The organism is Streptomyces sp. NPDC002324, assembly GCF_053593335.1.
Genome location: NZ_JBSFCF010000013.1, coordinates 119,924 through 145,846, shown reverse-complemented (window position 1 = coordinate 145,846; position 25,923 = coordinate 119,924). Strand labels below are relative to the sequence as shown.

Annotated in this window: 20 protein-coding genes and 1 tRNA gene; 8 read left to right on the top strand and 13 right to left on the bottom strand. The window is 70.3% G+C overall.

All coding sequences use genetic code 11. The annotated features are described in order from the left end of the window. Nucleotides 1-94 precede the first annotated feature (94 nt). Together cydD and ACWCRJ_RS19465 are read left to right on the top strand one after the other, a co-directional pair. Nucleotides 95-3,685 (top strand): thiol reductant ABC exporter subunit CydD, encoded by a 3,591-nt coding sequence (cydD, locus tag ACWCRJ_RS19470; RefSeq protein ID WP_450940414.1) that lies wholly within the window; start codon nt 95-97, stop codon nt 3,683-3,685. Nucleotides 3,686-3,959: 274 nt separating this feature from the next. Next, nucleotides 3,960-5,024 carry a peptidoglycan DD-metalloendopeptidase family protein gene (locus ACWCRJ_RS19465; RefSeq protein WP_450940413.1) on the top strand — a complete coding sequence of 355 codons (1,065 nt, stop codon included), beginning with the start codon at nt 3,960-3,962 and terminating at the stop codon, nt 5,022-5,024. Nucleotides 5,025-5,175: 151 nt separating this feature from the next. Here the strand turns inward: ACWCRJ_RS19465 and ACWCRJ_RS19460 are convergent, their stop codons facing one another. From ACWCRJ_RS19460 to ACWCRJ_RS19435, 6 genes are all read right to left on the bottom strand, one after another. Continuing rightward, complete coding sequence (locus ACWCRJ_RS19460; protein ID WP_450940412.1) at nt 5,176-6,045, bottom strand: HAD family hydrolase; 870 nt, start codon at nt 6,043-6,045, stop codon at nt 5,176-5,178. Between the two features lie 160 nt (nt 6,046-6,205). Beyond that, nucleotides 6,206-7,108, bottom strand: a complete 903-nt coding sequence (locus ACWCRJ_RS19455; RefSeq protein WP_450940411.1) for an LLM class flavin-dependent oxidoreductase — start codon at nt 7,106-7,108, stop codon at nt 6,206-6,208. A gap of 36 nt (nt 7,109-7,144) precedes the next feature. Beyond that, entirely contained in the window at nt 7,145-7,693 is a 549-nt protein-coding gene (locus ACWCRJ_RS19450; RefSeq protein WP_450940410.1) for an RNA 2'-phosphotransferase, read from the bottom strand. Nucleotides 7,694-7,825: 132 nt separating this feature from the next. Next, a complete protein-coding gene (locus ACWCRJ_RS19445; RefSeq protein WP_450940409.1) occupies nt 7,826-8,767 on the bottom strand; it encodes a MerR family transcriptional regulator in 942 nt (313 codons plus the stop codon). Nucleotides 8,768-8,923: 156 nt separating this feature from the next. Further along, nucleotides 8,924-10,708 (bottom strand): SDR family oxidoreductase, encoded by a 1,785-nt coding sequence (locus tag ACWCRJ_RS19440; protein WP_450940408.1) that lies wholly within the window; start codon nt 10,706-10,708, stop codon nt 8,924-8,926. Beyond that, on the bottom strand, nt 10,705-11,553 hold the full coding sequence (locus ACWCRJ_RS19435; RefSeq protein ID WP_450940407.1) for a M24 family metallopeptidase: 849 nt from the start codon (nt 11,551-11,553) through the stop codon (nt 10,705-10,707). The genes ACWCRJ_RS19440 and ACWCRJ_RS19435 overlap by 4 nt, the downstream gene beginning before the upstream one ends. 421 nt (nt 11,554-11,974) lie before the next feature. Between ACWCRJ_RS19435 and ACWCRJ_RS19430 the strand changes: the two genes are divergently transcribed. The 6 genes from ACWCRJ_RS19430 (at nt 11,975) to ACWCRJ_RS19405 (ending at nt 16,613) form a co-directional block, all read left to right on the top strand. Continuing rightward, complete coding sequence (locus ACWCRJ_RS19430) at nt 11,975-12,964, top strand: ABC transporter ATP-binding protein (protein WP_450940454.1); 990 nt, start codon at nt 11,975-11,977, stop codon at nt 12,962-12,964. Beyond that, the gene (locus ACWCRJ_RS19425) at nt 12,954-13,904 is read left to right on the top strand and encodes an ABC transporter permease subunit (protein ID WP_450940406.1); all 951 of its coding nucleotides are present in this window, start codon (nt 12,954-12,956) and stop codon (nt 13,902-13,904) included. The genes ACWCRJ_RS19430 and ACWCRJ_RS19425 overlap by 11 nt, the downstream gene beginning before the upstream one ends. Beyond that, entirely contained in the window at nt 13,901-14,812 is a 912-nt protein-coding gene (locus ACWCRJ_RS19420; protein WP_450940405.1) for an ABC transporter ATP-binding protein, read from the top strand. Before ACWCRJ_RS19425 ends, ACWCRJ_RS19420 begins: the two co-directional genes overlap by 4 nt. A 10-nt stretch (nt 14,813-14,822) precedes the next feature. Continuing rightward, the gene (locus ACWCRJ_RS19415; protein WP_450940404.1) at nt 14,823-15,542 is read left to right on the top strand and encodes an ABC transporter permease; all 720 of its coding nucleotides are present in this window, start codon (nt 14,823-14,825) and stop codon (nt 15,540-15,542) included. 146 nt (nt 15,543-15,688) lie between these two features. Then, nucleotides 15,689-16,246 carry an SGM_3592 family protein gene (locus tag ACWCRJ_RS19410; RefSeq protein ID WP_450940403.1) on the top strand — a complete coding sequence of 186 codons (558 nt, stop codon included), beginning with the start codon at nt 15,689-15,691 and terminating at the stop codon, nt 16,244-16,246. Nucleotides 16,247-16,529: 283 nt separating this feature from the next. Beyond that, nucleotides 16,530-16,613, top strand: a tRNA-Ser gene (locus ACWCRJ_RS19405). A gap of 552 nt (nt 16,614-17,165) precedes the next feature. Here the strand turns inward: ACWCRJ_RS19405 and ACWCRJ_RS19400 are convergent. The 7 genes from ACWCRJ_RS19400 to ACWCRJ_RS19370 form a co-directional block, all read right to left on the bottom strand. Beyond that, nucleotides 17,166-17,987 (bottom strand): HAD family hydrolase, encoded by an 822-nt coding sequence (locus tag ACWCRJ_RS19400; RefSeq protein WP_450940453.1) that lies wholly within the window; start codon nt 17,985-17,987, stop codon nt 17,166-17,168. A 74-nt stretch (nt 17,988-18,061) separates the two neighbouring features. Continuing rightward, nucleotides 18,062-19,339, bottom strand: a complete 1,278-nt coding sequence (gene serS, locus ACWCRJ_RS19395) for a serine--tRNA ligase (protein ID WP_450940402.1) — start codon at nt 19,337-19,339, stop codon at nt 18,062-18,064. An 827-nt stretch (nt 19,340-20,166) separates the two neighbouring features. After that, a complete protein-coding gene (gene pheA / locus ACWCRJ_RS19390) occupies nt 20,167-21,102 on the bottom strand; it encodes a prephenate dehydratase (RefSeq protein ID WP_450940401.1) in 936 nt (311 codons plus the stop codon). A gap of 123 nt (nt 21,103-21,225) precedes the next feature. Continuing rightward, nucleotides 21,226-22,674 (bottom strand): iron uptake transporter deferrochelatase/peroxidase subunit, encoded by a 1,449-nt coding sequence (efeB, locus tag ACWCRJ_RS19385; protein ID WP_450940400.1) that lies wholly within the window; start codon nt 22,672-22,674, stop codon nt 21,226-21,228. 8 nt (nt 22,675-22,682) lie between these two features. Beyond that, nucleotides 22,683-24,770: a copper resistance CopC/CopD family protein gene (locus tag ACWCRJ_RS19380; protein WP_450940399.1), complete on the bottom strand. Its 2,088-nt coding sequence runs from the start codon at nt 24,768-24,770 to the stop codon at nt 22,683-22,685. Nucleotides 24,771-24,783: 13 nt separating this feature from the next. Further along, on the bottom strand, nt 24,784-25,251 hold the full coding sequence (locus ACWCRJ_RS19375) for a copper chaperone PCu(A)C (RefSeq protein ID WP_450940398.1): 468 nt from the start codon (nt 25,249-25,251) through the stop codon (nt 24,784-24,786). Continuing rightward, nucleotides 25,248-25,919, bottom strand: a complete 672-nt coding sequence (locus ACWCRJ_RS19370; protein WP_450940397.1) for an SCO family protein — start codon at nt 25,917-25,919, stop codon at nt 25,248-25,250. Before ACWCRJ_RS19370 ends, ACWCRJ_RS19375 begins: the two co-directional genes overlap by 4 nt. Between the last annotated feature and the right edge of the window lie 4 nt (nt 25,920-25,923).

Below are 25,923 nucleotides of genomic sequence, written 5' to 3'. Positions count from 1 at the left end.
GTGTGGAGGTGTGATCGGCGATGTTTCACGTGAAACACACCTCATTCGGACTGAAGGGGCATGTTTCACGTGAAACATGCCTGTCGAGAAGAGGATGTTTCACGTGAAACCGATCGACCCGCGGCTGTTGCGGTACGCGCGCGCCACCCGCTTCTTCCTGGTGATGGTCGTCGGCCTTGGAGTGGCCGGGGCGACGCTGGTCATCGCGCAGGCCATGCTCATCGCGGAAGTGGTGGTCGGCGCCTTCCAGCACGGAATGCCGGTCGGTGAACTCCGCACTCCCCTGCTGCTCCTGGTGGCGGTCGCGCTGGGACGGGCCCTGGTCTCCTGGCTCACCGAGCTGGCGGCTCACCGTGCGAGCGCGGCGGTGAAGTCGGAGCTTCGGGGGCGGCTGCTGGAGCGGTCCACCGTGTTGGGACCCGGCTGGCTGAGCGGGCAGCGCACCGGCTCGCTGGTCGCCCTCGCCACCCGAGGTGTCGACGCGCTCGACGACCACTTCTCGCGCTACCTGCCCCAATTGGGCCTCGCCGTCGTCGTGCCCGTCGCGGTGCTCGCACGGATCGTCACCGAGGACTGGGTGTCTGCGGCGATCATCGTCGGCACACTCCCGCTGATCCCGGTCTTCATGGTGCTCATCGGCTGGGCCACCCGCGCGCAGATGGACCGCCAGTGGAGGCTGCTGTCCCAGTTGTCGGGGCACTTCCTGGACGTCGTCGCCGGGCTGCCCACGCTCAAGGTGTTCGGCCGGGCCAAGGCCCAGGCCGAGTCGATCAAGCGGATCACGGGTGAGTACCGGCAGGCGACCATGCGCACGCTGCGGATCGCCTTTCTGTCGTCCTTCGCCCTGGAGCTGCTTGCGACGATCTCGGTCGCCCTGGTCGCGGTCACCATCGGCATGCGGCTCGTGCACGGCGAGATGGACCTGTACACCGGGCTGGTTGTCCTGGTGCTGGCCCCCGAGGCGTATCTGCCGGTCCGGCAGGTGGGCGCCCAGTTCCACGCGGCCGCCGAGGGGCTCGCGGCTGCCGAGGAGATCTTCGAGGTTCTGGAGACCCCGGTGCCGGTGTCCGGGACCGGGGCGGTGCCGTCCGCCGGCGGCATCCACTTCGACGGGGTGACCGTCCGCTACCCCGAGCGCTCGTACGACGCCGTCTCGGACGTGTCCTTCACCGTGGGCTCCGGAGAGACGGTGGCCCTCGTCGGGCCGAGCGGCGCGGGCAAGTCGACGCTGCTGAATGTCCTTCTGGGGTTCACTGAGGTCACTGCGGGCGGGATTCGGGTCGGGGGAGCCGATCTCGCCTCGCTCGACCTGGACGAGTGGCGTTCGCATGTCGCCTGGGTGCCGCAGCGGCCGCACCTGTACGCCGGGTCGATCGCGGAGAACGTAAGGCTGGCCCGGCCGAACGCGGACGACACGGCCGTACGGCGGGCGCTCGGCGACGCGGGCGCACTGGGGTTCGTGGACGCGTTGTCCGACGGGGCCGAGACAGTCCTCGGCGAGGACGGCGCCGGGCTTTCCGCCGGACAGCGCCAACGGCTCGCCCTCGCCCGTGCCTTCCTCGCCGACCGACCCGTGCTGCTCCTCGACGAACCGACGGCTTCGCTGGACGGCGAGACCGAGGCGGAGGTCGTGGAGGCGGTACGGCGGCTGTCGGTGGGACGGACCGTCCTGTTGGTGGTCCACCGACCGGCTCTGCTGGGGGTGGCGGACCGGGTGGTTCGACTGGAGGGACGGGCGGCCGAGGGGCTGCAGGTATCCGGCGTTCCCGGAACGGTCGGTGCGCGGGCCGCCGGTGCTGGGGCGGACGAGAAGACTGCCGTCGTGGGTGGCTCCCTGGAAGCGGCAGGAGGAGGGCCGGGTGCCGGATTCGGGGCTAGGGCGGGAGCCGGGGCTGGGAGCACGGTGGCTCGCCCGGACACGACGCCCGACGCCTCCCGGCGACGTGTGCTCGGCCGGGTCCGCGCCATGGCCGGGCCGCGCCGGGGCCGGCTCGTCCTCGCCCTGTTGCTGGGCAGCCTCGCGCTAGGCAGTGCCGTCGGTCTGATGGCGACGTCCGGGTGGCTGATCTCGCGGGCCTCTCAGCAGCCACCGGTGCTGTATCTGATGGTCGCGGTGACGGCGACGAGGGCGTTCGGGATCGGGCGGGCGGTGTTCCGGTACGCGGAGCGGCTGGTGTCGCACGACACCGTGCTGCGGATGCTGGCCGACACCAGGGTGGCCGTCTACCGTCGGCTGGAGCGGCTGGCGCCCGCCGGGCTGCGGACGACCCGGCGGGGCGATCTGCTCTCGCGACTGGTCGCCGATGTGGACGCCCTGCAGGACTACTGGGTGCGCTGGCTGCTTCCCGCGGGGGCCGCGACGGCGGTCTCCGCGGCCTCCGCCGGGTTCACCGCCTGGCTGCTGCCCGAGGCGGGAGCCGCGCTCGCCGTGGGGCTCCTCGCCGCCGGAGCCGGGGTGCCCCTGGTCACCGGGGCCGTCGCCCGGCGGGCGGAACACCGGCTGGCGCCGGCCCGCGGGGTGCTCGCCACCCGCGTGGCCGATCTGCTCACCGGCACCGCCGAGTTGACGGTCGCGGGCGCCCTGCCGAGGCGCACCGCCGAGGCACGGCAGGCCGACCGGGTGCTCACCCGGATCACCTCCCGCGCAGCCACCGCGACCGCGCTCGGTGACGGACTCACCGCGCTCGTCTCCGGGCTCACCGTCGCCGCCACCGCGTTCCTCGGCGTACAGGCAGTGGTCACCGGGCGGCTGAGCGGTGTGGCCATGGCCGTCGTCGTGCTCACCCCGCTGGCCGCCTTCGAGGCGGTGCTGGGGATGCCGTCGGCCGTCCAGTTCCGCCAACGGGTGCACAGGAGCGCGGAGCGCGTGTACGAGGTGCTGGACGCCCCCGAACCCGTACGCGAACCGCAGGAGCCGGCCGAGGCACCGGTGTCGCCGTTCCCGCTGCGGCTCGAAGGGCTCGGCGCGCGGTACGCCGGGCAGGACCGGGACGCGCTCGCCGGGCTGGATCTCACCCTCGCACAGGGGCAGAGGGTCGCCGTGGTCGGTGTCTCGGGGGCCGGCAAGACCACGCTCGCCCAGGTGCTGCTGCGCTTCCTGGACCCCCAGGCAGGGACGTACACGCTGGGCGGCGTGGACGCGTGCGCGCTCGAAGGAGATGCCGTACGGCGGTACGTGGGGCTCTGCGCCCAGGACGCGCACCTCTTCGACAGCTCGGTGCGGGAGAACCTGCTGCTCGCTCGGAAGGACGCGGGCGAGGCGGAGCTGCGGGACGCGCTCGCGCGGGCGCGGCTGCTCGACTGGGCCGACGAACTGCCCGACGGGCTGGACACCTTGATCGGTGAACACGGGGCGCGGCTGTCCGGCGGCCAGCGTCAGCGGCTCGCCCTCGCCCGTGCGCTGTTGGCCGACTTCCCCGTCCTCGTGCTCGACGAGCCCGCGGAACATCTGGACCTGCCGACCGCCGACGCGCTCACCGCGGACCTGCTGGCCGCGACCGAGGGCCGTACGACTGTGCTGATCACCCATCGGCTGGCCGGCCTGGAAGCCGTGGACGAGGTCGTCGTGCTGGCGGAGGGACGCGTTGTGCAGCGTGGGACCTACGCGGAACTGGCCGCTACGGACGGGCCCTTGCGGGCGATGGTCGAGCGGGAGGCAGCGGGAGAGGTGCCGGCCGGCGTCTGAGCGCGTCGCCGGGGGTCGGGGAACGAGGACGGCGCGGCGTGCGTTTCGCCGAGCGCCGTGGCCTGCGCAGCAGCCGTCGCCGTGGAGACGAGCCGCTGTCGGGCGGCCGACCGCGGCATCGCCGGCTGCCTGCCACGCCCGCAAGTCTCCGCGCCGAACACGCCGCGGTCGGGCCCCTGTTCGGCCCAGCCTCATGACCCGTCCGGGGCATGGTGTCCCCCAGGCGTACGACTCGGACAGGACTGCGGCGCCGGGTCGGGCCACGATCGCTGACATGCGCTTCTCTCGCCGGAACCCGCTGTTCGCCGTCGTGCTGCTGTGCGCGGCGGCGGTTTTCCAGGCCCCGCCGACCCTGGCCGACAGCGACGGCGGTGAGGCCGCGGGTGCGCCCGGCGAGGCAGGGGTCAGCGCCCGGGTGGTGCGGCTGTTCGACGAAGCGGCGGTGGCGACACAGCGGTACGAGGCGGGGCGGCGGGCGGCCGGAGCGCTGAAGAAGAAGGCGCGACGGCTGGAGAAGCTGCTCGCGCGGGAGCGGGAGCAGATCGCGGTGCTGAACGCCGACCTCGGCCGGATCGCGCGCGCCCAGTATCGGGAGGGAGGTGGCGTGCCGTACACCGCGCAGATGCTGCTGGCGGAGAACCCGGAGGAGTTGATGCGTGGTCAGCGGGCCGTCTGGCAGGCCGATCTGGCGGTCAACAACGCCGTGAGCAGGAATCGTCGCGCGGAGGCGAGGCTCGCCGAGGACGAGGCGAAGGCCGCCGCGGCGTGGCGGGCGCTGGAGGAGCGGAAGACCGGACTCGCCGGGATCAAGCGCGGGATCCAGCTGAAGCTCGAGGAGGCGCAGTGGACGCTCCAGGGAGAGGCCGACGCGACGGTCGCGGCTGGTGCCTGCCGGGGAGCCGTCCGGCTGGATCAACCGGAGGGTGTGCCTTCAAGAGAGTGGGTCCCGCCCGTGGGCACGTACGAACTCTCCGCGGGATACGGCAGCGGCGGTGAGCGCTGGGTCAGCCGGCACACCGGGCAGGATTTCGCGGTGCCGATCGGTACGCCCGTGCGGGCGGTCGGGGCGGGGCGTGTGGTGAAGGTCTCGTGCGGGGGTGCCTTCGGCATCCAGATCGTCGTCGAGCATGCGGACGGCTACTACACGCAGTACGCGCACCTCGCCGCCGTCACCGTCGACCAGGGCGAGCGGGTGACGGCGGGACAGTGGATCGGTCAGTCGGGCACCACCGGAAACTCCACCGGGCCGCACCTGCACTTCGAGGTGCGGGTCACCCCGGAGCTGGGGTCCGGCGTGGACCCCGCGCCGTGGCTGCGGGACCACGGCGTGGAGCTGTAGCCGGCAGCCGAGAGCGGCGGATGCCGGTCGGCCTCGGGCGACGGGGCGCTCATGGACGGTACGGCGCTGGGGCGATACGGCGGTCCGAGCGGACGGCGGTGGGCCCGGCGGTCGTGGTGGGCTCGGTGCCGGTGGGTTCGGCCGGCGTCGGCTACAGGCGTTCCGCCAGCAGCCGCTCGATGACGACCGCCACCCCGTCCTCGTTGTTGGCCACGGTCCGGCCCGAGGCCGCCGCGAGGACGTCCGGGTGCGCGTTGCCCATGGCGTACGACCGACCGGCCCAGGTGAGCATCTCGACGTCGTTCGGCATGTCACCGAAGGCGACGACCTCCTCGTGGGAGATGCCGCGCTCGGCGCAAGCCAGGGCGAGGGTGCTGGCCTTCGAGACTCCGGGTCCGCTGATCTCCAGCAGCGCGCTGGGACTGGAGCGGGTGATGGTGGCACGGTCGCCGACGGCGATGCGCGCGGTGGCGAGGAAGTCGTCGGGGTCGATCGACGGGTGGTACGCGAGGATCTTCAGCACCGGCTCGTCGTCGGCCACCCCACCTGGGGCCAGCAGTTTCTCGGCGGGGGCGAGGACGTCGGGGATCTCCATGTGGAGTTTCGGATACTCGGGCTCCTGGTTGAAGCCGAACGTCTGCTCGACCGCGTAGACCGTGCCCGGCGCGGCCTCGCGCAGCAGCCGTACGGCGTCGAGCGCGTTCTCCCGCGCCAGTTCGCGGACCTTGACGAAGCGATGGGCGCCGGGGCCGCCATGCAGGTCGACCACCGCGGCGCCGTTTCCGCAGATCGCGAGACCGTGACCGTGCACGTGTTCGCTGACGACATCCATCCAGCGGGCCGGTCGGCCGGTCACGAAGAAGACCTCGACGCCGGCCTCCTCCGCGGCCGCGAGGGCGGCGACGGTACGGGGGGAGACCGACTTGTCGTCACGGAGCAGGGTGCCGTCGAGATCCGTGGCTATCAGCCGGAGCGGGACGGTCGGGGCCGGGGTCTCGGGCTGTCTCGTCGCTGAGGTCACGGGCCCCATTGTCGCGCATATGCGCGCACGGTCGTGCGGGTGGTCGCACAGGTGAGTGATCACCGCCCGGCCCGTCGGCTGTCCTCATGGTCGCGGCCGCTGCCCGTGGGCCTCTGCGAGCGGGTCACACGCGCCCGGCCGCGACCGCTTTATGGCGGCCTCAGGCCAGCTGGGCCGGTGCCTCCATGGCGATGCGCTCGAAGACCTTCTCGTCCGCGGCGAAGTCCGAGTCCGGGATCGGCCAGTGGATCACGAGGTCGGTGACGCCCAGCTCAGCGTGGCGGCCCGCGAAGTCCACGAACGCGTCCAGCGACTCCAGCGGTCGGCCGCGGTCCGGAGTGAAGCCCGTGAGGAGGATCTTGTCGAGTCCGGACGCGTCCCGCCCGAGCGCGGCGGCCGTGTCGGCCAGCTTCTCGACCTGGCCGCGAATGGCCTGAACCGACTGCTCGGGGGTGCCCGACTCGAACAGTTTGGGGTCCCCCGTGGTCACCCACGCCTGTCCGTATCGTGCGGCCAGCCGCATCCCGCGCGGCCCGTTGGCGGCCACCGCGAAGGGCAGCCGGGGGCGCTGGACGCAGCCGGGGATGTTGCGGGCCTCGTGGGCGGAGTAGTGGTCGCCCTCGTAGGAGACGGAGTCCTCGGTGAGCAGCCGGTCGAGCAGGGGGACGAACTCGGCGAGCCGGTCGGCGCGCTCACGCGGTGTCCATGGCTCCTGGCCGAGCGCGGTGGCGTCGAAGCCGGTGCCGCCCGCGCCGACGCCGAGGGTGACCCGGCCGCCCGAGATGTCGTCGAGGGAGATGAGTTCCTTCGCGAGGGTCACCGGGTGCCGGAAGTTCGGGGAGGTCACGAGTGTGCCGAGGCGCATACGTTCGGTGACGCCCGCCGCCGCGGTCAGGGTCGGCACGGCGCCGAACCACGGCCCGTCCCGGAAGGTGCGCCACGACAGGTGGTCGTACGTGAACGCGGTGTGGAACCCGAGCTGCTCGGCCCGCTGCCAGCTGTCGCGGCCGCCCTCGTGCCAGCGGAGGTACGGCAGGATCACGGTGCTCAGACGCAGACTCATGCATCGAGCCTAAGGGCAGTCGTCGGGTGCTTCCGCTCAGCGCGCCTCGGGGAACCGCAGGTACTCGGGCGGTACCGCCTCGGTCAGCCAGACCCCGTTGGCGCTGACACGGAATACGTGGCCGTCGCGGTGCATGGCACCCGCGTCCACCGAGAGCACGACGGGACGGCCGCGGCGGGCGCCGACGCGCGTGGCGGTCTCGCGATCGGGGGAGAGGTGCACGTCGTGGCGGTTCATGGCACGCAGACCTTCGGCACGGATAGCGCCGAGGAAGGCCGGTACGGTCCCGTGGTAGAGGTACGGCGGTGGGGTCGCCGGGGGCAGGCCGAGGTCGATGTCGACGGTGTGACCCTGGCTGGCACGGATCCGCTCGCCTTTGACGGCGAAGCGCTGCTTGTCGTTGGCGTCGACCACATGGTCGAGTTCCGCCCGGGTGAAGGGGAAGCCGTGGGTGGCGGCCGCCTCGATGAGGGTGTCGATCTCGATCCAGCCGCCCTCGTCGAGCGTGAGCCCGATCCGCTCCGGTTGGTGGCGGAGGTGTTTGGAGAGGTATTTGGACACTCTCACGGTGCGTCGTTCGTTCATCCCGCCAGCGTGCCTGGCGAGACCCGCGTCACGCACTTGATTTTGATCCGGATGTTTGATCCACAGCCAAGTGAGGTTATCCACAGGGGAATTGAAGATTCTGTGGACAACTACCTGTCTAATATCGGGTAATTAGGCGAGTTCGTTACTTTCGGGCCTATTTGTTGTCAGGGCATCCAAGGTGCGTGACTGTACCTCTCGTTCGGCTGCCGCGGTGATGAAAGCGGAGGCCTGCGCGGGCCCAACCAGCCCCTCGACGGCCCGCATCGTGGATGCGGCTATCCGGACCGAACACGACTCGCCGGCCGGTTCGACGGCGGATCCCGGAACAAGGTGCCGACGCAGCTGTCGCGTCGCGAACAGTCGCATCGCGCGCGCGAGTTCGACGTCCACGGCTTGCTGCGCGAGGGGTCGTAGCCGGCGGACCAGCGTCGCCGCCTCGACCGTGTCCGCCTCGGTAGGCGGCTGGTGCGAGCCGATGTAGCGAGCGAACACATGCTCGGTGGTGAACTCCAGGAAACGGGCGGCGATGTGCTCGACCTGCTCCCTCAACTCCCGCAGATGACCGGCGATCGCGGACAGCGGCACCCCGGCTCCATGCAACTCGACCGTCACAGACAGCTCTTGGGGGCTCGGGACGAGAAAGACATCCTCGTCGCCGGGTACCTGCTCCAGCACGCCCAGCCGGATGGCGTCCGCCACCGCCGCCTCGTCCGGAACGCCGCCGAATCGCTCGGCCAACTCGGCCCGTGAGATCCGTACGGCCTTCTCGTCGGTCCACGGTCCGTCGACCTCCGCGGCCAGGCCCAGCACCCCGCCGAGGCCGAGGCCCGTGTCCCAGGCATCCAGAAGCTCCTTGATGGACGCCAGGGTGTAACCGCGATCGAGGAGGTCGGCGATCTGGCGCAATCTGGTCAGATGCGTGTCCGCATACACGTTGGCCCGGCCGCGCCGCTCGGGGCGGGGGAGCAGCCCCCGATCCTGGTAGGCGCGGATAGTCCTGACCGTGGCGCCGCTGCGGTACGCCAAGTCCTCGATGCGATACGCGGTCCCGGCCGATTCGTCCTTCACCATCCTCGTGCCTCTCTCCACCTGTGCGAGCCCAGCCGCCGCCGGTGGCTACGCCGATCCCGCCCGTGTGCTCACACCCCGCCGCGCTCCTTTTCTTCCCGGCCGACGGTGTGCCGGGCGTCCCCATGACGCCTCGTTCCGTGCCGCCGTCCCAAAGGCTCACAGTGGTGGCTCCAGTCGGGCGAGTGCGCGCAGCGCCCGCGGGGCGAACCGGGACAGGAAGCGGCCGCCGCGGGCTTCCGGAGTGACGGGGACGACCGCCTGATTGCGGACGACCGCGCGCAGAACGGCGTCCGCGACCTTCTCCGGCGGGTAGTTCCGCAGCCCGTACAGCTTCGCGGCCTTCCGCTGCCGGCGCCTCTCCTCCTCGGAGTCGACACCGGCGAAACGCGCGGTCGAGGTGATGTTGGTGTTGACGATGCCGGGGCAGATCGCCGACACCCCGATGCCCTGACCGGCCAGCTCCGCGCGCAGGCACTCGCTCAGCATGAGGACGGCCGCCTTGGAGGTGCTGTACGCGGGCAGTGATCTGGAGGGCAGATACGCGGCGGCCGAGGCGGTGTTGACGATATGGCCGCCCTGACCGCGCTCTGCCATCTGCCTGCCGAACAGCCGACAGCCGTGGATCACGCCCCATAGGTTCACGTCGAGAACCTTCCGCCAGTCCTCCGAACTGGTGTCGAGGAAGGATCCCGACAGCCCGACTCCCGCGTTGTTCACCAGTACGTCGACCACGCCGTACTCGGTGGCGACCTTCTCGGCGAGTTTCTCCATGGCTCGCTCGTCCGAGACGTCGACCACCTCGGCCCAGGCTTCGGGCGCGCCGATCAACCGGGACAACTCCGCGGTGCGGGACGCTCCTTCCGCGTCGAGATCGACGGCGACGACGCGTGCTCCGGCCTCGGCGAACGCGAAGGCTGTGGCGCGCCCGATACCGCCGGCCGCGCCCGTGACCAGCACCAACTGCCCACCGAACCGGTCCGCGTACGCCCCGGTGGTCACCGGGGCGGGGCGCCCGCCCTCGGTCGCGGTGACGAACTCGGTGATCCAGGAGGCGAGTTGATCGGGGCGTGTACGCGGGACCCAGTGCTTGGCGGGCAGCGTGCGGCGGATGAGTTGCGGAGCCCACGATTCCAGGTCGTCGTTGAGCTGCTCGGAGAGGAACTGGTCGCCCAGGGGCGTGATGAGCTGCACGGGCGCGTGGGCGTACGCGTCGTCACGGGGGTGGGCCAGCCGGGCGCGCATGTTGTCCCGGTACAGCCATGCCCCGTGCGCGGCGTCCGTGGGCAGCGACGGGCTGGGGTAGCCGCCCCCGGTCAGTTTCTCGGCCCGCCGGACCATGCCGGGCCAGTGCTTTCCGAGGGGACCGCGCCAGGCGAGCTCGGGCAGTACAGGCGTGTGGAGTACGTAGATGTACCAGGACTTTGCGCTCTGACCGAGGAGTTGACCGATCCGGCGTGGGGTCGGGCGCTTCAGCCGCCGTTTGATCCAGTGCCCCATGTGGTCGAGGGAAGGGCCGGACATCGAGGTGAAGGACGCGATGCGCCCCTCGGTGCGCTCGACGGTCACGAATTCCCACCCCTGCACGGAGCCCCAGTCGTGGCCCACCAGGTGGACGGGACGGTCGGGACTGACCGCGTCCGCGACCGCCAGGAAGTCGTCCGTCAGCTTCTCGAGAGTGAAGCCGCCGCGCAACGGCTCGGGTGCCGTCGAACGGCCGTGCCCGCGCACGTCGTACAGCACCACGTGGAAGTGCTCCGCCAGCCGTACGGCGACCTCGGACCAGACTTCCTTGGTGTCGGGATAACCGTGCACGAGCAGCACGGTCGGCTGCCCGGGGTCGCCCAGCTCGGCGACGCACAGTTCGACCCCGTCCGCGCGCACCCGACGCTCCCGCGCGCCTTCGATTGTCACGACGCCCGCCATGTCTCCCCCTTCGGTCATCCGCACTTCTCCTCCGCCCACCGCCGGACGTGCGGTAGATCGTCGTCCAGCCAGAACGCGCTCTCCTCGGCCTCTGCCGAATCGGTGACGACGAGGAGCTCCTCGAACTTCGCGCCCGTGCCCCGGAAGCCGAGGTGGGGCTCGACCGCCCACAGCCCCGGCCGGGGCGGGTGATCGGAGAACCGGTACGGCGACCACAGGGGCGACCAGCCGTCCCGGTGCCCGCGCAGCGCGTCGGCCGCCAGTCCCTTCAACGCCCGGGCGCCGAACCCGAACACATGGGGTGACCAGCGATGTTCCGTGATCCGGTCCACCTTGTGCGCGATGACACCGAACGGGTAGGCGCGATGCCGGTTGGCATATCCCTGGCGGACCATGAGCCGGTCCACGTCCTCATAGATCTCGCGCGACGACCGGCGCTCGCGCACCTCGCGCAGGATCAGCTCGCGGTGTGCTCGAAGGTCCGTCATCAGCTTGTCGTGCAGAGGGCTGGGGCCGAGGCAGCCCGAATAACCGATGTCCGCCGTATGGCCCTTGTATATGGGGGCCATGTCGAGAATGAAGGGCATTCCCGCTTCGAGGCGGCGGTCGGTGGGGAAGAACTGCAGCGGCATGCGGAAGTTCACGAACGCCGTGCGGTCGCCGAACCAGGCGAACGGCAGGTGGAACCAGTCCCGTACGCCGCGCTCGTGCAGCCAGCGGCGCTGCATCCGGGCCGCTTCGCGCTCGGTCACGCCCGGCTTCAGCTGGGCCGCGACCGCTTCGGCGCACTCGTACGCGAGCGTCTGGACCTGCCGGAACCCTCGCAGCTCCGCGGTGAGTCCGTCTTTCGGTGCCGAGGTCATGTCACTGCCCCACCTGTCCCATCGACTACGGTCCGTGTTCGCATCGTGACACCAATGAATGTGACAGTGATAGGTGGCTGCGTCAATGGGGTGGGGGCGGGCTGTGGAGAACCGACGAGGACGGGACGGGCGGGAACGGGACGGGCGGGAACGGTACCGGCTGTGCCCGGGACAGGATGGAACACGGGCGCGAAGAGGGACGCGGAAGGCGGGCACGAAACGGCGACGCAGGTCGTTCCACGCATGACGGCCGTCGGCTTGTGGCGCGCTGCCTCGTCGGGTCGTTCGACCTCAGGGCGACCCTTAGGGGAACTGGCGATGGAGACCCCCTACGGGCACGTACGACCAGAGGGTGACGCGTAGACAGCTCTGCGGGGTGACGACCGCGGCGGTCCATGGTCCTAATGTCTAGATCGTGACTGTGATCGCGACCGAAAGCCTGAGCAAGCGGTTCCCGAGGGTGACCGCTCTTGACCGGCTCTCCGTGGACATCGGACCCGGTGTGACGGGACTCGTCGGTGCCAATGGCGCCGGCAAGTCCACACTGATCAAAATCCTGCTGGGTCTGTCCCCCGCTTCGGAGGGCCGTGCCGAGGTGCTCGGCCTGGACGTCGCCACCAAGGGCGGCGCCATCCGCGAGCGCGTGGGGTACATGCCGGAGCACGACTGCCTGCCGCCCGACGTCTCGGCCACCGAGTTCGTCGTGCACATGGCCCGCATGTCCGGACTGCCACCGACCGCCGCGCGCGAGCGCACCGCGGACACCCTGCGCCACGTCGGCCTGTACGAGGAGCGGTATCGCCCCATAGGCGGCTACTCCACGGGCATGAAACAGCGGGTGAAACTCGCCCAGGCCCTGGTGCACGACCCGCAGCTGGTCTTCCTGGACGAGCCGACCAACGGCCTGGACCCGGTCGGCCGGGACGAGATGCTCGGGCTGATCCGCCGCATCCACACCGACTTCGGCATCTCGGTGCTCGTCACCTCGCATCTGCTCGGCGAGTTGGAACGGACCTGCGACCACGTCGTCGTGGTCGACGGCGGCAAGCTCCTGCGGTCCAGTTCCACCAGGGACTTCACCCAGAGCACGGCGACCCTCGCGATCGAAGTCACCGACAGTGACGAACACCCCGACGGCACCGATGCTCTGCGCAAGGCACTCCACGCGCGCGGAGTGACTGTCGCCGAAGGAGGCGGCCTCCCGGGAGCGGGGCACATCCTGCTGCTCACCGCCCAGGGGGACGAGACCTACGACCTGGTCCGCGACGTCGTCGCCGACCTGGGCCTCGGCCTCGTCCGCATGGAGCAGCGCAGACACCAGATCGCCGAGGTCTTCCAGGACAACGACGAGCAGACGGGCACCCGCAGCGCCCAGGACGCAGGGAAGGAGGCGGTCGGCCATGGCGGTTGAGCAGCACGATGCATCAGCATCGGCCCTCGCCGGACAGCCCGCTCGCACAGGCGAGCAGAGCCGTATCCACAACATCGGATACCGCTCCTACGACGGCCCCCGCCTCGGCCGCGCCTACGCCCGCCGCGCGTTGTACTCGCAGTCCCTGCGGGGCGCCTACGGACTGGGCCGCTCAGCCAAGTCCAAGGTGCTGCCGATGCTGCTGTTCGCGGTGATGTGCGTGCCGGCGGCCATCATGGTGGCCGTCGCGGTCGCCACCCAGGCCCAGGGCCTGCCCATCAACGACCTGCCCATCAAGTACACCGAGTACGCGGTCATCATGCAGGCCGTCATCGGCCTGTACGTCGCCTCCCAGGCACCGCAGTCCGTCTCGCGCGACCTGCGCTTCAAGACGGTCCCGCTGTATTTCTCGCGCCCGATCGAGACCGCCGACTACGTGCGCGCGAAGTTCGCGGCGCTGACCTCGGCGCTCTTCATCCTGACCGCGGTGCCCCTGCTCGTGCTCTATGTCGGCGCGTTGCTGGCCGAGTTCGACTTCACCGACCAGACCAAGGGATTTGCGCAGGGACTGGTGTCCGTGGCACTGCTCTCGCTCCTCTTCGCCGGTATCGGCCTGGTGATCTCGGCGGTCACCCCGCGGCGGGGCTTCGGCATCGCGGCCGTCATCGCCGTTCTGACCATCTCCTACGGGGCGGTGTCCGTGGTTCAGGCCATCGCCCATGAGCAGAACAGCTCGGACACGGTGCCCTGGCTCGGGTTCTTCTCGCCCATCACGCTGATAGACGGCGTACAGACCGCCTTCCTGGGCGCCACCTCCGCCTTCCCCGGCGGGCACGGCCCCTCCGACGGGCAGGGAGCCCTCTACGTCCTCGTCGTCCTGGGTCTCATCGCCGGCTCCTACGGCCTGCTGATGCGCCGCTACCGAAAGGTCGGGCTGTGACCACGCTCAACATCGACCACGTCTCACGCTGGTTCGGCAACGTGGTGGCGGTCAACGACGTCACGATGACGATCGGCCCCGGTGTCACCGGTCTGCTCGGCCCCAACGGCGCCGGGAAGTCCACCCTCATCAACATGATGGGCGGCTTCCTCGCCCCCTCCACGGGCTCCGTCACACTCGACGGCACGCCGGTGTGGCGCAACGAGCAGATCTACAAGCACATCGGCATCGTCCCCGAGCGCGAGGCGATGTACGACTTCCTCACGGGTCGCGAATTCGTTGTCGCCAACGCCGAGTTGCACGGCCTCGGGGCGGCTGCCGCCCAGCGGGCGCTCGCCACGGTGGAGATGGAGTACGCGCAGGACCGCAAGATCTCGACGTACTCCAAGGGCATGCGTCAGCGCGTGAAGATGGCGTCGGCGCTGGTGCACGAACCGTCCCTGCTTCTGTTGGACGAACCGTTCAACGGCATGGATCCGCGCCAGCGCATGCAGCTCATGGACCTGCTGCGGCGGATGGGCGACGAGGGCCGCACGGTGCTGTTCTCGTCCCACATCCTCGAAGAGGTCGAGCAGTTGGCGGCCCACATCGAGGTGATCGTCGCCGGACGGCACGCGGCGAGCGGCGACTTCCGGCGCATCCGCCGGCTGATGACCGACCGCCCGCACCGCTATCTGGTGCGCTCCAGCGACGACCGGGCCCTGGCCGCCGCGCTGATCGCAGACCCGTCGACCGCCGGGATCGAAGTGGATCTGGCCGAGGGCGCGTTGCGCATCCAGGCCGTCGACTTCGGCCGGTTCACGACCCTGCTGCCGAGGGTCGCCCGGGACCACGGCATCCGTCTGCTCACGGTCTCGCCGTCGGACGAGTCGCTCGAGTCCGTCTTCTCGTATCTCGTCGCGGCGTAGGAGGCCGAACATGTACGACCCCACAGTCGCCCGGCTCACCTACCGGGCTCTGCTCGGCCGCCGTCGGGCCCTCATTCTCAGTGCGCTTCCTGCTCTGTTGATCCTGCTCTCGGTGGCCGTCCGCGCCCTGAGTGGCGCCGACGACCAGGTTGCCTCGGACCTCCTCGGCGGGTTCGCTCTCGCCACGATGGTGCCGATCATCGGCGTCATCGCCGGGACGGGCGCGATCGGGCCGGAGATCGACGACGGTTCGGTGGTGTATCTGCTGGCCAAGCCGGTGAAGCGGCCGACGATCATCTTCACCAAGCTGATCGTGGCCATCGCGGTGACCATGGCGTTCTCGGCGATCCCGACGCTGATCGCGGGCCTGATCCTGAACGGCAACGGACAGCAGATCGCGGTCGCCTACACGGTGGCGGCGCTGGTCGCCTCGATCGCGTACGCGGCCATGTTCCTGCTCCTCGGTACGGTCACCCGGCACGCGGTCGTCTTCGGACTCGTGTACGCGCTCGTCTGGGAGACACTCTTCGGTTCCCTGGTGGACGGGGCACGCACGCTCAGTGTGCAGCAGTGGGCGCTCGCCGTGGCTCAGAAAGTCACCGATGGCGGTCTCGTGACATCCGACGTGGGTCTGCCGACCGCGGTGGTCCTGCTGACCGTGGTCACCGCGGGCGCGACCTGGTACGCGGGGCAGAAACTGCGGACGTTGAAGCTGGCCGGCGAGGAGTGACGGAACCCTCCGGGGCGTTCAGCCCCGGAGGCCCATCCGTTTTCGATCTTGACCAGCGCTTCACGCGCGTCCAGGCAGACTGGGCCGCGGAAAACGCGCGGAGACAGGCGGCCAGAAGGGGCGACCAGGAGGCAGGAGGCACGGGGATGGCAACTGAGGTGTCGCCCGAGGGCGGCGAGGTGCCGGGGGCGGTGACCGACGGCACGGTCAGGGACGGATCGGGCTCCTCGACCGGACAGGGTGCCGAGGGTGGTGCCACAGCGGAAGCGAGCGTCGGGGCCGGTCACAGGGATTCGGGTTCCGGTGGTGCACCGGGCGCCAGGGATGGATCCGGGAGCAGATCGGAACGGGGCGCCGGAAGCCTTGGCGATGCCGATGCCGGGGCTGGTGCCGATGTCGGGGCCGGGACAGGTAACCGTCGGCGCGACGGGCGCGCTTCAGATGCCGTCGCTGGTGCCGGTGCCGATTTCGGAGCCCTGGCGGGTGCCGAGGTTTCGGCCGCAGGGCCGGCGGCTTGGGACGACATCGTTCTGGACGAGGACTTCATACGGGACGCCGAGACGGCAGAACCGTCGGCGCGGGCCCGGATGCTCGCGGCGCGTTGGCGGCGGCAAGCCCCTGACCCTCAGCCCTGGCGCTCGGACGAGCCGCCCGCCGGGTGGTTCTTCAGCAAGGCGCGGCGTCGCAGGTGGCGCCGACGGTGACTGCCTCTGTGGGGGCGGCGCCTCGTGCGGGAAATATTCGATGGCGGGCGACTCGGCGGCCGGGCAGAGTGGTTGATGTCCAGGTCGCCGGATCGAGTCGGCGCCACGTACTGGGAGAGGAGCCCGGCGATGCTGTCCTTCAGGCGCAGTAGGTCGAGTTCCCAGCAGGGCAACCCACGGCGGGCTCCGGAGTAGTTACCCCTCCGAAGAGTCCGTCCCCCAGCGGGGGGTTGCCCGGGGCGGCCGCTTCGAGCGCGCGAATCTTCGCGTGGGCCGCCCACCCGGAGGATTGGCCGAGTGGTAAGGCACCGGCTTGCTAAGCCGTGGTCGGGTTTTGCCCGCGCACGTTCGATTCGTGCATCCTCCGCCGTTTCGCTGTCGCTGTGACTTGGCCGAGCTGTTGGGCTGGGGGTATGTGCGGGGCGCCCGGGTTGTGCTGCGGCTAGGGGCATTCTTGAGGGCGCGATGGTTGGTGCTGGGCGGGGTGGGTTTCCTTCGCGCTCTGTTCGCTGGCCGACGAGCGGTGCCGGCGCCACCTGAGAGCGCGCGGCGGAGAGGTGCTCCTGCCGCAAGCTGCCCCAGCCGCAAGGTGTGCGTGGGCGGCACGGTTGGGTGAGCGCAGCGACTCCCTGTACAAGCCGGTCGGCGTCACTGCCTTGCGCCCTCAACCGCTACCGCTACGGCTACCGCACGAGTTCACCGCTGTCTGCTCCAAACCCGCTGCCGCGCGACGTCACCGCGATCCTGATCTCGTCACCGCGCAGCAGCCTCACCGCAGTCCGCTGTAGGGGCGAACGCGTGGCCCAGCCCAGTGGTGTCGGCTTCGTCGTGCCCGTTACGCGTAGGGCCGGCAGGCCCCCGTGGCGGCGGGCGGCGCTCTCGGTGTGTTTGGAGCTGGTCGTGGGGCGTGTGTTCAGGGCTAGGGGAGCAGGCGTTCCAGTACCGCGGCGATGCCGTCGTCGTCGTTGGAGGTGGTCACCTCGTTGGCGATGGCCTTGAGGTCGACGTGGGCGTTGGCCATGGCTACGCCGTGGGTGGACCAGTTGAACATGGGGATGTCGTTGGGCATGTCGCCGAAGGCGATGGTGTCGGCGCGCTTCGCGCCGAGTCGGCGGGCGGCGAGGGAGAGGCCGGTGGCCTTGCTGAGGCCGAGGGGAAGGAGCTCGACGATGCCCTCGCCGGCCATGGCGACGGAGACGAAGCCGCCGGCGGCCTGGCGGGAGGCTTCGGCGAGTTCGTCGGTGGTCAGCGTGGGGTGCTGTATGTAGATCTTGTTCAACGGGGCGGCCCAGAGGTCGGACACGTCCGTGAGCGGAGTGGTGGGGAGGGAACCGTGCAGGGCGTAGCCGGGGCCGACGAGGATCTCGCCCTCCAGGCCCGCCCGGCTGGCCGCCAGATGCAGAGGACCTACCGCCGTCTCGATCTTTGCCAGGGCCACGGCGGCGAGCTGGCGGTCCAGGGTGACGGCCGTGAGTAGACGGTGCTCTCCGGCGTCGTAGACCTGCGCGCCCTGGCCGCAGACGGCCAGGCCCGAGTAGCCGAGGTCGTCGAGGATGTGGCGGGTCCAGGGGACGGCCCGGCCGGTGACGACGATATGGGCGGCGCCCGCCGCGGTGGCCGCGGCGAGCGCTTCACGAGTGCGTCGGGAGATGGAGTCGTCGGAGCGCAGGAGCGTTCCGTCGAGGTCGGTCGCGATCAGCTTGTACGGGAAGCCCGAGGGCTGCGCGGAAGGCTCGCGCATCTCGGGTGCCTCGGGTGCCTCGGACGTCGCGGTCCGCCCGGAGCCCGTGGAACCCCCGGTGACAGCCGCGTCGCTCACTTGGCCACCGGCTCCAGTACCTCGCGGCCGCCGAGGTACGGGCGCAGCACCTCGGGGACGCGGACGGAGCCGTCGGCCTGCTGGTGGTTCTCCAGGATCGCCACGATCGTGCGCGGGACGGCGCAGAGCGTGCCGTTGAGCGTGGCCAGCGGCTTGACCTGCTTGCCGTCACGGACGCGGATCTGCAGACGGCGCGACTGGAACTCGGTGCAGTCGGAGGTCGAGGTCAGCTCGCGGTACTTGCCCTGGGTCGGGATCCACGCCTCGCAGTCGAACTTGCGCGAGGCCGAGGAGCCGAGGTCGGCGGAGGCGACGTCGATGACGCGGAAGGGCAGCTCCAGCGATGTCAGCCACTGCTTCTCCCAGTCCAGCAGGCGCTGGTGCTCGGCCTGGGAGTCCTCCGGCGCGACGTACGAGAACATCTCGACCTTGTCGAACTGGTGGACGCGGAAGATGCCCCGGGTGTCCTTGCCGTGCGAACCGGCCTCACGGCGGAAACAGGGGGAGAAGCCGGCGTAACGCAGGGGGAGACGGTCGGCGTCGATGATCTCGTCCATGTGGTACGCCGCCAGCGCGACCTCGGAGGTGCCGACCAGGTAGAGGTCGTCCTTGTCGAGGTGGTAGACGTCCTGGGCGGCCTGGCCGAGGAAACCGGTACCGGCCATCGACTGCGGGCGGACCAGCGCCGGGGTCAGCATCGGGGTGAAGCCGGCGGCGGTGGCCTGGGCGATAGCCGCGTTGACCAGGGCGAGTTCGAGGAGGGCCCCGACGCCCGTCAGGAAGTAGAAACGTGAGCCGGAGACCTTGGCGCCACGCTCGGTGTCGATGGCGCCGAGGATGGTGCCGAGCTCCAGGTGGTCCTTCGGTTCGAAGCCTTCGACGGTGAAGTCGCGGATCTCGCCGTGCGTCTCCAGGGTGACGAAGTCCTCCTCGCCGCCGACGGGGACGTCGGGGTGGACGAGGTTGCCGAGTTGGAGGAGGAGTTCACGGGTCTCGGTGTCGGCCGCGTCGCGCTCGGCGTCGGCGGCCTTGACGTCGGCCTTGAGCTGTTCGGCGCGCTTGAGCAGCTCGGCCTTCTCCTCGGCGGAGGCCTTGGGGATCAGCTTGCCGAGCGACCTCTGCTCGGCGCGGAGCTCGTCGAAGCGGACGCCGGAGGACCTGCGCCGCTCGTCGGCGGACAGGAGGGAGTCGACGAGCGCGACGTCCTCTCCACGGGCGCGCTGGGACGCGCGCACACGGTCGGGGTCCTCACGGAGCAGGCGAAGGTCAATCACGCCCCAAGGTTACCGGTGCGTGGTTCCGGCCCACGACTCGAATACGCCCCATGACCCTTCTGTAGGTGATTGCACCGAATGCCACTGGCGATGGGCGGGGGGTGCGGGCGTCGTGGGGCGGTGTACCGGGGTGGTGAAAGTCAATGGAGCGGCGTTCGGCCCCCTGAAAGAGGGGGCGGCTGCGGCGCCTGGTTGACTCGACTCCCTTGTGTTGCAGGGGACTTGAGCTTCGACTGTCCACAGCGGTCCGCGGTGGCACAGAGTTATCCACAGGCTGTGCGAAAGATCTGTGGACTACGGGGAAGATCGCGGGGGAAGTCCGGGACCGACTTGAGGATTCCCGACTCAAACCACCTTCACGCCCACTTTCGTGTGGATTCGTGGGTGAATGGGTCGCTCTAAAGGATTGACGAGAGGAAACGCGTGGACGAAGGGTGACCTACGAGGTTGTGGACTGAGTGGCGTCCGCGAAGGGGATATGTCGACTGCATGGCGATACGTTGTCGACTTGTCCCCAGGTCGAGAACCGGCCCTGTGGATAACTTCTGTGGACAAAGAAAATAGGCAGGTAGGACCGGCGGTGGACGCGCAAGCGCGAAGCCCAGCGACAGGCTGTCCGAGCACCGGCCTCCCTGCGACCGAGGTGCCGTCCTCTAACCAGCTGTCCTGGAACCTGCCGTGCTCGAACCTGCCGTGCTCGAACCTGCCGTGCTCGAACCTGCCGCCTCGAACCGGCCGCCTCGAACCGGCCTCCTGGAACCTGCCGTGCTGGAGCCGACCGCCCTAGAGCCAACCGCCCTAGAGCCGACCGCCCTCGAACCTGTCGCCTAGAACCGGCCGTCCTGGCAGCGTGCCACCCAGTCCGCCGCGGCCACGAACTCGGCGTCGGAGGTCCCCGCCGACGTGGGCCGGATCTTCGCCGTGGCAGCGTCCGCACGCGGGTACGAACCGAGGAAGCGGACCTGGAGGCAGATCCGCTTGAGACCCATCAGCGCCTCGGCCACGCGGCGGTCGGAGATATGACCCTCGGCGTCGATGGCGAAGCAGTAGTTGCCGATGCCCTCGCCGGTCGGGCGGGACTGCAGCAGCATGAGGTTGACGCCGCGGACGGCGAATTCGCCGAGGAGGTCGCGCAGTCCGCCGGGGTGGTCGTCGCGCTGCCAGATGACTACGGACGTCTTGTCGCAGCCCGTCGGGGCGGCGGGCCGGGCGGGGCGGCCGACGAGTACGAACCGGGTCTGGGCGTTCTCCGCGTCATGGATCTCGGTCTGCAGCGCCTCCAGGCCGTACCGCGCGGCCGCGAACTCCCCGGCGAAGGCGGCGTCGTAACGGCCCTCCTGGACGAGTCGGGCGCCGTCGGCGTTCGAGGCGGCGGACTCCCAGACGACGTCCGGGGAGAGATTGGCCTTCATCCAGTTGCGGACCTGCGGCTGTGCGGCCGGATGTGCGGTGACCGTCTTGATCTCCGACAGCTTGGTGCCCGGCCGGACCAGCAGCGCGAAGGTGATCGAGAGGAGCACCTCGCGGTAGATCATCAGCGGGGCACCGGCGACCAGCTCGTCGAGGGTGGTCGTGATCCCGCCCTCGACGGAGTTCTCGATCGGGACGAACGCTGCCTCGGCCTCGCCGTTGCGGACGGCGTCGAGTGCGGCGGGCACGGACACCATCGGGACGAGCTCGCGGGTCGCGGACTCCGGCAGCGTGCGCAGGGCGACCTCGGTGAAGGTGCCCTCGGGGCCGAGGTACACGTAGCTGGCTGGCATGGGCTCACCCTAATGGGCCTCGCGGGGCCCCGGCGCACGCACGTCGCCCCACCACCCCTGAGGGCGACGTACGGGCCCCAAGAGCGACGTACGGCCCTGGGGGACGCCCGCACGCCGCCTCGGTCAGCCTTCCAGCAACCTCTGCCCCACGTACTCCCCCTCGGCCGCGCCCCCCGGCACCGCGAAGAGGCCGCTCGACTCGTGGCGGATGAATTTGGAGAGGGCGTCGCCGCGGTCGAGTTTGCGCTGGACGGTGACGAAGCCGCGGAGGGGGTCGGCCTGCCAGCAGACGAAGAGAAGGCCCGCGTCGGGGACCCCCTTCGCGTCGATGCCGTCGTGGAAGGAGAACGGACGGCGGAGCATGGCCGCGCCGCCGTTCTGATCGGGGCGGGTGATGCGGGCGTGCGCGTTGATCGGCACGAGGAGGTTGCCCTGGGCGTCCGTCTTCTCCAGGTCCATCGCGGTCGTCTCGGTCGCCTTCTCGCCCCCACTCAGCGGAGCGCCGTCGGACTTGCGCCGTCCGATCACGTCCTCCTGGGCCTTGACCGAGAGCTGCTCCCAGTCGTCCAGGAGCATGCGGATGCGGCGTACGACGGCGTAGGAGCCGTTCGCCATCCACGCCGGGTCGCCGGAGGTGGTCGGCGAGGCGGACGCGGGCACGAAGATCCGCTCGTCGAAGTCGGGCTCGGCCGGCTTGGGGTTGCGGGTGCCGTCGATCTGGCCCATCAGGTTGCGGGCCGTCATGGGGTGGGCCGTGGCGCCCGGCGAACGATTGAAGCCGTTCATCTGCCATCGCACCCGGGCCGCGCTGCCCGCGTCCTTCTGGATCGCGCGCAGGGCGTGGAAGGCAACGAGCGCGTCGTCGGCCCCGATCTGCACCCACAGATCGCCGTTGCTGCGCGCCCGGTCGAGTCGGTCCGAGGAGAAGTCGGGCAGCGGATCCAGGGACTCCGGGCGCTGCTTCTCCAGGCCGGTACGGGCGAAGAAGCTGTGTCCGAATCCGAAGGTGACCGTCAGCGACGACGGGCCGGCGTCACGGGCGATATCGGTGTCGTCCTGTGCTGTGGGCTCGCCCGCCATCAGCCGGCGAGCCGTGTCCGACCAGCGGCGCAGCAGAGCGGCCGCCTCCTTGCGCCCCGCCCCGGCGGCCAGGTCGAACGCGACGAGGTGGCCGCGGGCCTGGAGGGGCGTGGTGATCCCCGGCTGATGTTTCACGTGAAACCTCTCCTCCCCCGCGCCGAGGGAGGAGAGCGGTGTGACCTTCTCGCCCGAGGAGGACGAGGAGGACGAGGATCCGGCCGCGTAACCGGCGGCGGCACCTGCCGCACCCAGCACGAGGCCGGTCGCGCCGGCGGTGCCCAGCAGCAGACGACGCGAGATCGCTCCATCGGCGGCCGGGCTGTTGTCGTCGCGTCCCGAATCGGAAGGGCCGGACGGCGGCTGTGACGCGTCCTCGGCCGCTCGCGCCCGTGCCGCGCCGGCCACATGCTCGGCGCTTTTCCGCGCCCCTCGCGGGCCCCGCGCCCCTTCCGGGGTGGCGGGGTCGTTCTCGACCAGGTTCTGGTCAGCCATGGTGTGTTTCAGCCGATCTTCGCGTTCTTGCTGACGGTCACCTGGTCGATCTCAGATGTCCGTACGGTGATCTCGATGTTCCAGTCGCCCGCCATGGGGATCTGCACGCCGTTCGCCGTCCAGTGGCCGGTGGTGACGCGGTCGGGGACGACGGGCAGGGGACCGATCTTCTTGGCCTCCAGGGTGAAGGCGACCTTCACCTCGGGGACGTCGAAGGGCTTGCCGTCGGGGCCCTGGACGTAGACGTGCATCTCGTTGGCGCCCACGCGCGCGGGGTCGATCTGCAGCCGGGCCACGCCCTTGCCGTTCTTGCCCCCCGTGTCGAAGGACATGTCCAGCGCCAAGGCGCCGGCCGTCTCGTTCTCCTGCCGCACGGCGGCGTTGGCCGCCTTGGCCTCCTCCACCGTGCGTCCGGGCTCGGCAGCGGTCAGTGCCGTCGTGACGGCGAGCAGGACGACGGCGACGCCCGCCTCCGCCAGCACCGACCGGCGAAGCCCCGTACGGCCGGGATCCGCGTTCCGCAGGCGTTTCTCGCGTGTGCTCGCCACCGCCGCCTGCTGGCGGGCGAGCTGAGCGGCGCGCTCGGAACTCTTGTCGGCGGCCTTTCCGGCGCCACCGCCCGCGCTCCCCGCGGACCCGACGGCGGCACGTGCGGCCGCCGGCTCCTTCTCAGCGGCTCCCTCGTCCTCCGCGGCGTCCGTCGTTGCCTCCGCGAGCTGCGCGGTCCACCGGCGGGAAATCCACGCGATCCCGACCAGTACGGCGACCAGGCCGATCTTCACCAGGAGCAGTTGCCCGTACGAGGTGCCGGTCAGCGCCGACCAGGTGCCGACCTGGCGCCACGACTGATAGATCCCGGTCGCGGTCAGTACGAGCACGCTGCCGAACGCGACCCGCGAGAACCGCCGTACGGCGTCGGTCTCGATCTGTGCGTCCACCGGTGCCCGGAGCAGTGCCACGAGCAGTGTCGCCAGGCCGCCCAGCCAGGCGGCGACCGCCAGCAGGTGCAGGATGTCGACGGGCATCGAGATGCCCGTCTGGATGCCCGTCGAGGCGTGTTCGGCCATCGCCCAGCTCGCGGCGAGACCGGCGGAGACCACGCCCCCGCCGATGGCCAGCCCGAAGGTGAGGTCCCGCCGGAAGGAGTCGTCGTTCCCGCCCTCGTCCTCGTCGCCGCCCTCGTCCTTGCTCTCGTCAGCGTCGTCAGCGTCGTCAGCGTCGTCGGCGCCCTCGGAGGCGTCACCGGCCTCGACGGTCCGGCCTCCGACGGCTCCCTCCTCGCTGCCCTCGCTCTCCTTGCTGCTTTCGCTCTCCTCGATCTCCTCGTCCCGGCGGGCATACGCGCCGAACAGCACCGCGATGAACAGTGCCGCCGCGGCGAGCAGCAGCAGGCGGGAGACGAGGGCGGCGCCCGTCTTCGTCTGGAGGACCTGGCCCAGGAGGTCGAGGTCGAAGACGTCGCCGAGCTTGCCGGAGCCGGTGTAGGAGCCGCGCAGCAGCAGCATCGCGAGGGTGGCGGTGGTCAGCGTGAGCCAGCCGCCGACCACCAGCCGCTGCACGGGCCGTACGCCGGCACCGCGCTGCCAGCAGGCCAGCACGAAGGCCGCGCCGCCGACCAGCAGGATGAAGCCGGCGTACGAGAGGTAGCGCGCGAACCCGTAGAGACCGCCGACGACCCCGCCGCCGACCTGTTGCTCGGGTACCGCGACCGTCGTCTTGGAGGGCGCTCCCACGGAGAAGGTGAAGGCACCGGAGACGGGGTGGCTGTCCGCCGAGACGACCTGGTAGGTGACGGTGAAGGTGCCGTCGGGCAGGCCCGAGTGCAGGCCGACCGAGTAGCTGTTGCCGCCCAGTTCGGTGACCTTGCCGGTGTCGGCCTCCTTGCCCTTGGGGTCGTACACGCGCACCGCGCCGTCGGACACCGCGACGTTCTCGGAGAAGGTGAGCGACACCTGGTCCGGTGCGTCCTGGATCACCGATCCCTGCTGAGGGTCGCTGCCGGTCAGCGCGGCGTGCGCGGAGACGGGCACGGCACCGGCGAGCAGCACTCCGACGGCGGCGAACAACAGCAACAGCAACGGCCTCAACCGGCTCACGGTGCTCCCTCCCTCAGCGCCCGCTGGTCGGCTGGTACGTCGCCGACTTCACGGGCATCTCGACCGTGATGGCCTTGGACTTGGTGAAGTTCAACCGAAGGGACACCGTCTCGCCTTCCTTCGGCTTGCGCTTCAGGTTCTCGAACATCAGGTGGTTTCCGCCGCTCTTGAGCACGAGTTCGCCGTCGGCGGGGACCTTCAGGCCCTTGATCTCCTGCATCGACTGCCCGTCCGTCTCGTGCACGGTGACGTCCTGGGCGATGTCGCTGGTGACGGAGGTCAGCTCGTCCGCTGTGCCGCCGTCGTTACGGATGACGAGGAAACCGGCGGCCAGGGAGTCCGTGACGGGCTGCGGCATGTACGCGGACTTCACGGACAGCTTCGCGTCGGAGGCCGAGGAAGAGGAGTCACCGGAACCGCACCCGGCGAGGACGAGCACCGCCGTGGTGACCAGGACGGGGCCGACGAGCCGAGGCCTCACGGGTTCTCGCCCTTGAGCAGCTTCGGCAGGTCCCTCTCGTAGTCCTGCACGGTGGCCTCCTCGTCGTACAGCACATAGCCCCCGTCGGTCTTCGGCGAGAACGCGATGACCTGGGTGCCGTGCTCGGAGACGACCTTGCCGTTCTTGTTCTTGGTCGGCGGGTTGATGGAGATGCCGAGCTTGAGGGCGCCCTTCTGGATGTCGTCGAAGTCGCCGCTCAGGCCGACGATCTCGGGGTCGATGCCCTTGAGCCACTTGCCGAGTTCCGTCGGGGTGTCCCGCTCGGGGTCGGTGGTGACGAAGACCAGCCGGAGGTTCGCCAGATCCGACTTCGGGACCTTCTTCGCCACCTCCTTCTTCGCGACCGCCAGGTTGTTCATGGTCAGCGGGCAGACGTCGGGGCAGTTGGTGTAGCCGAAGTAGATCAGTGTCGGCTTGCCCTCGGTCTCCTCGCGGAGGTCGTACGGCTTGCCGCTCGTGTCGGTGAGGACCAGATCCGGCTTGGTGAACGGCTGGTCGAGGACCGTGTAGGGCTTCTGGGGGCCGGTGTCGGAGACCTCGGCGACCGACGTCGTGGAGCTGTCGCCCGTGCCGCAGGCCGAGAGCCCGAGGACGGCCGCGACCAGCAGGGCTCCGGCCGCGAACGTCTTCTTCTTGTTCGTGCGCATAGGA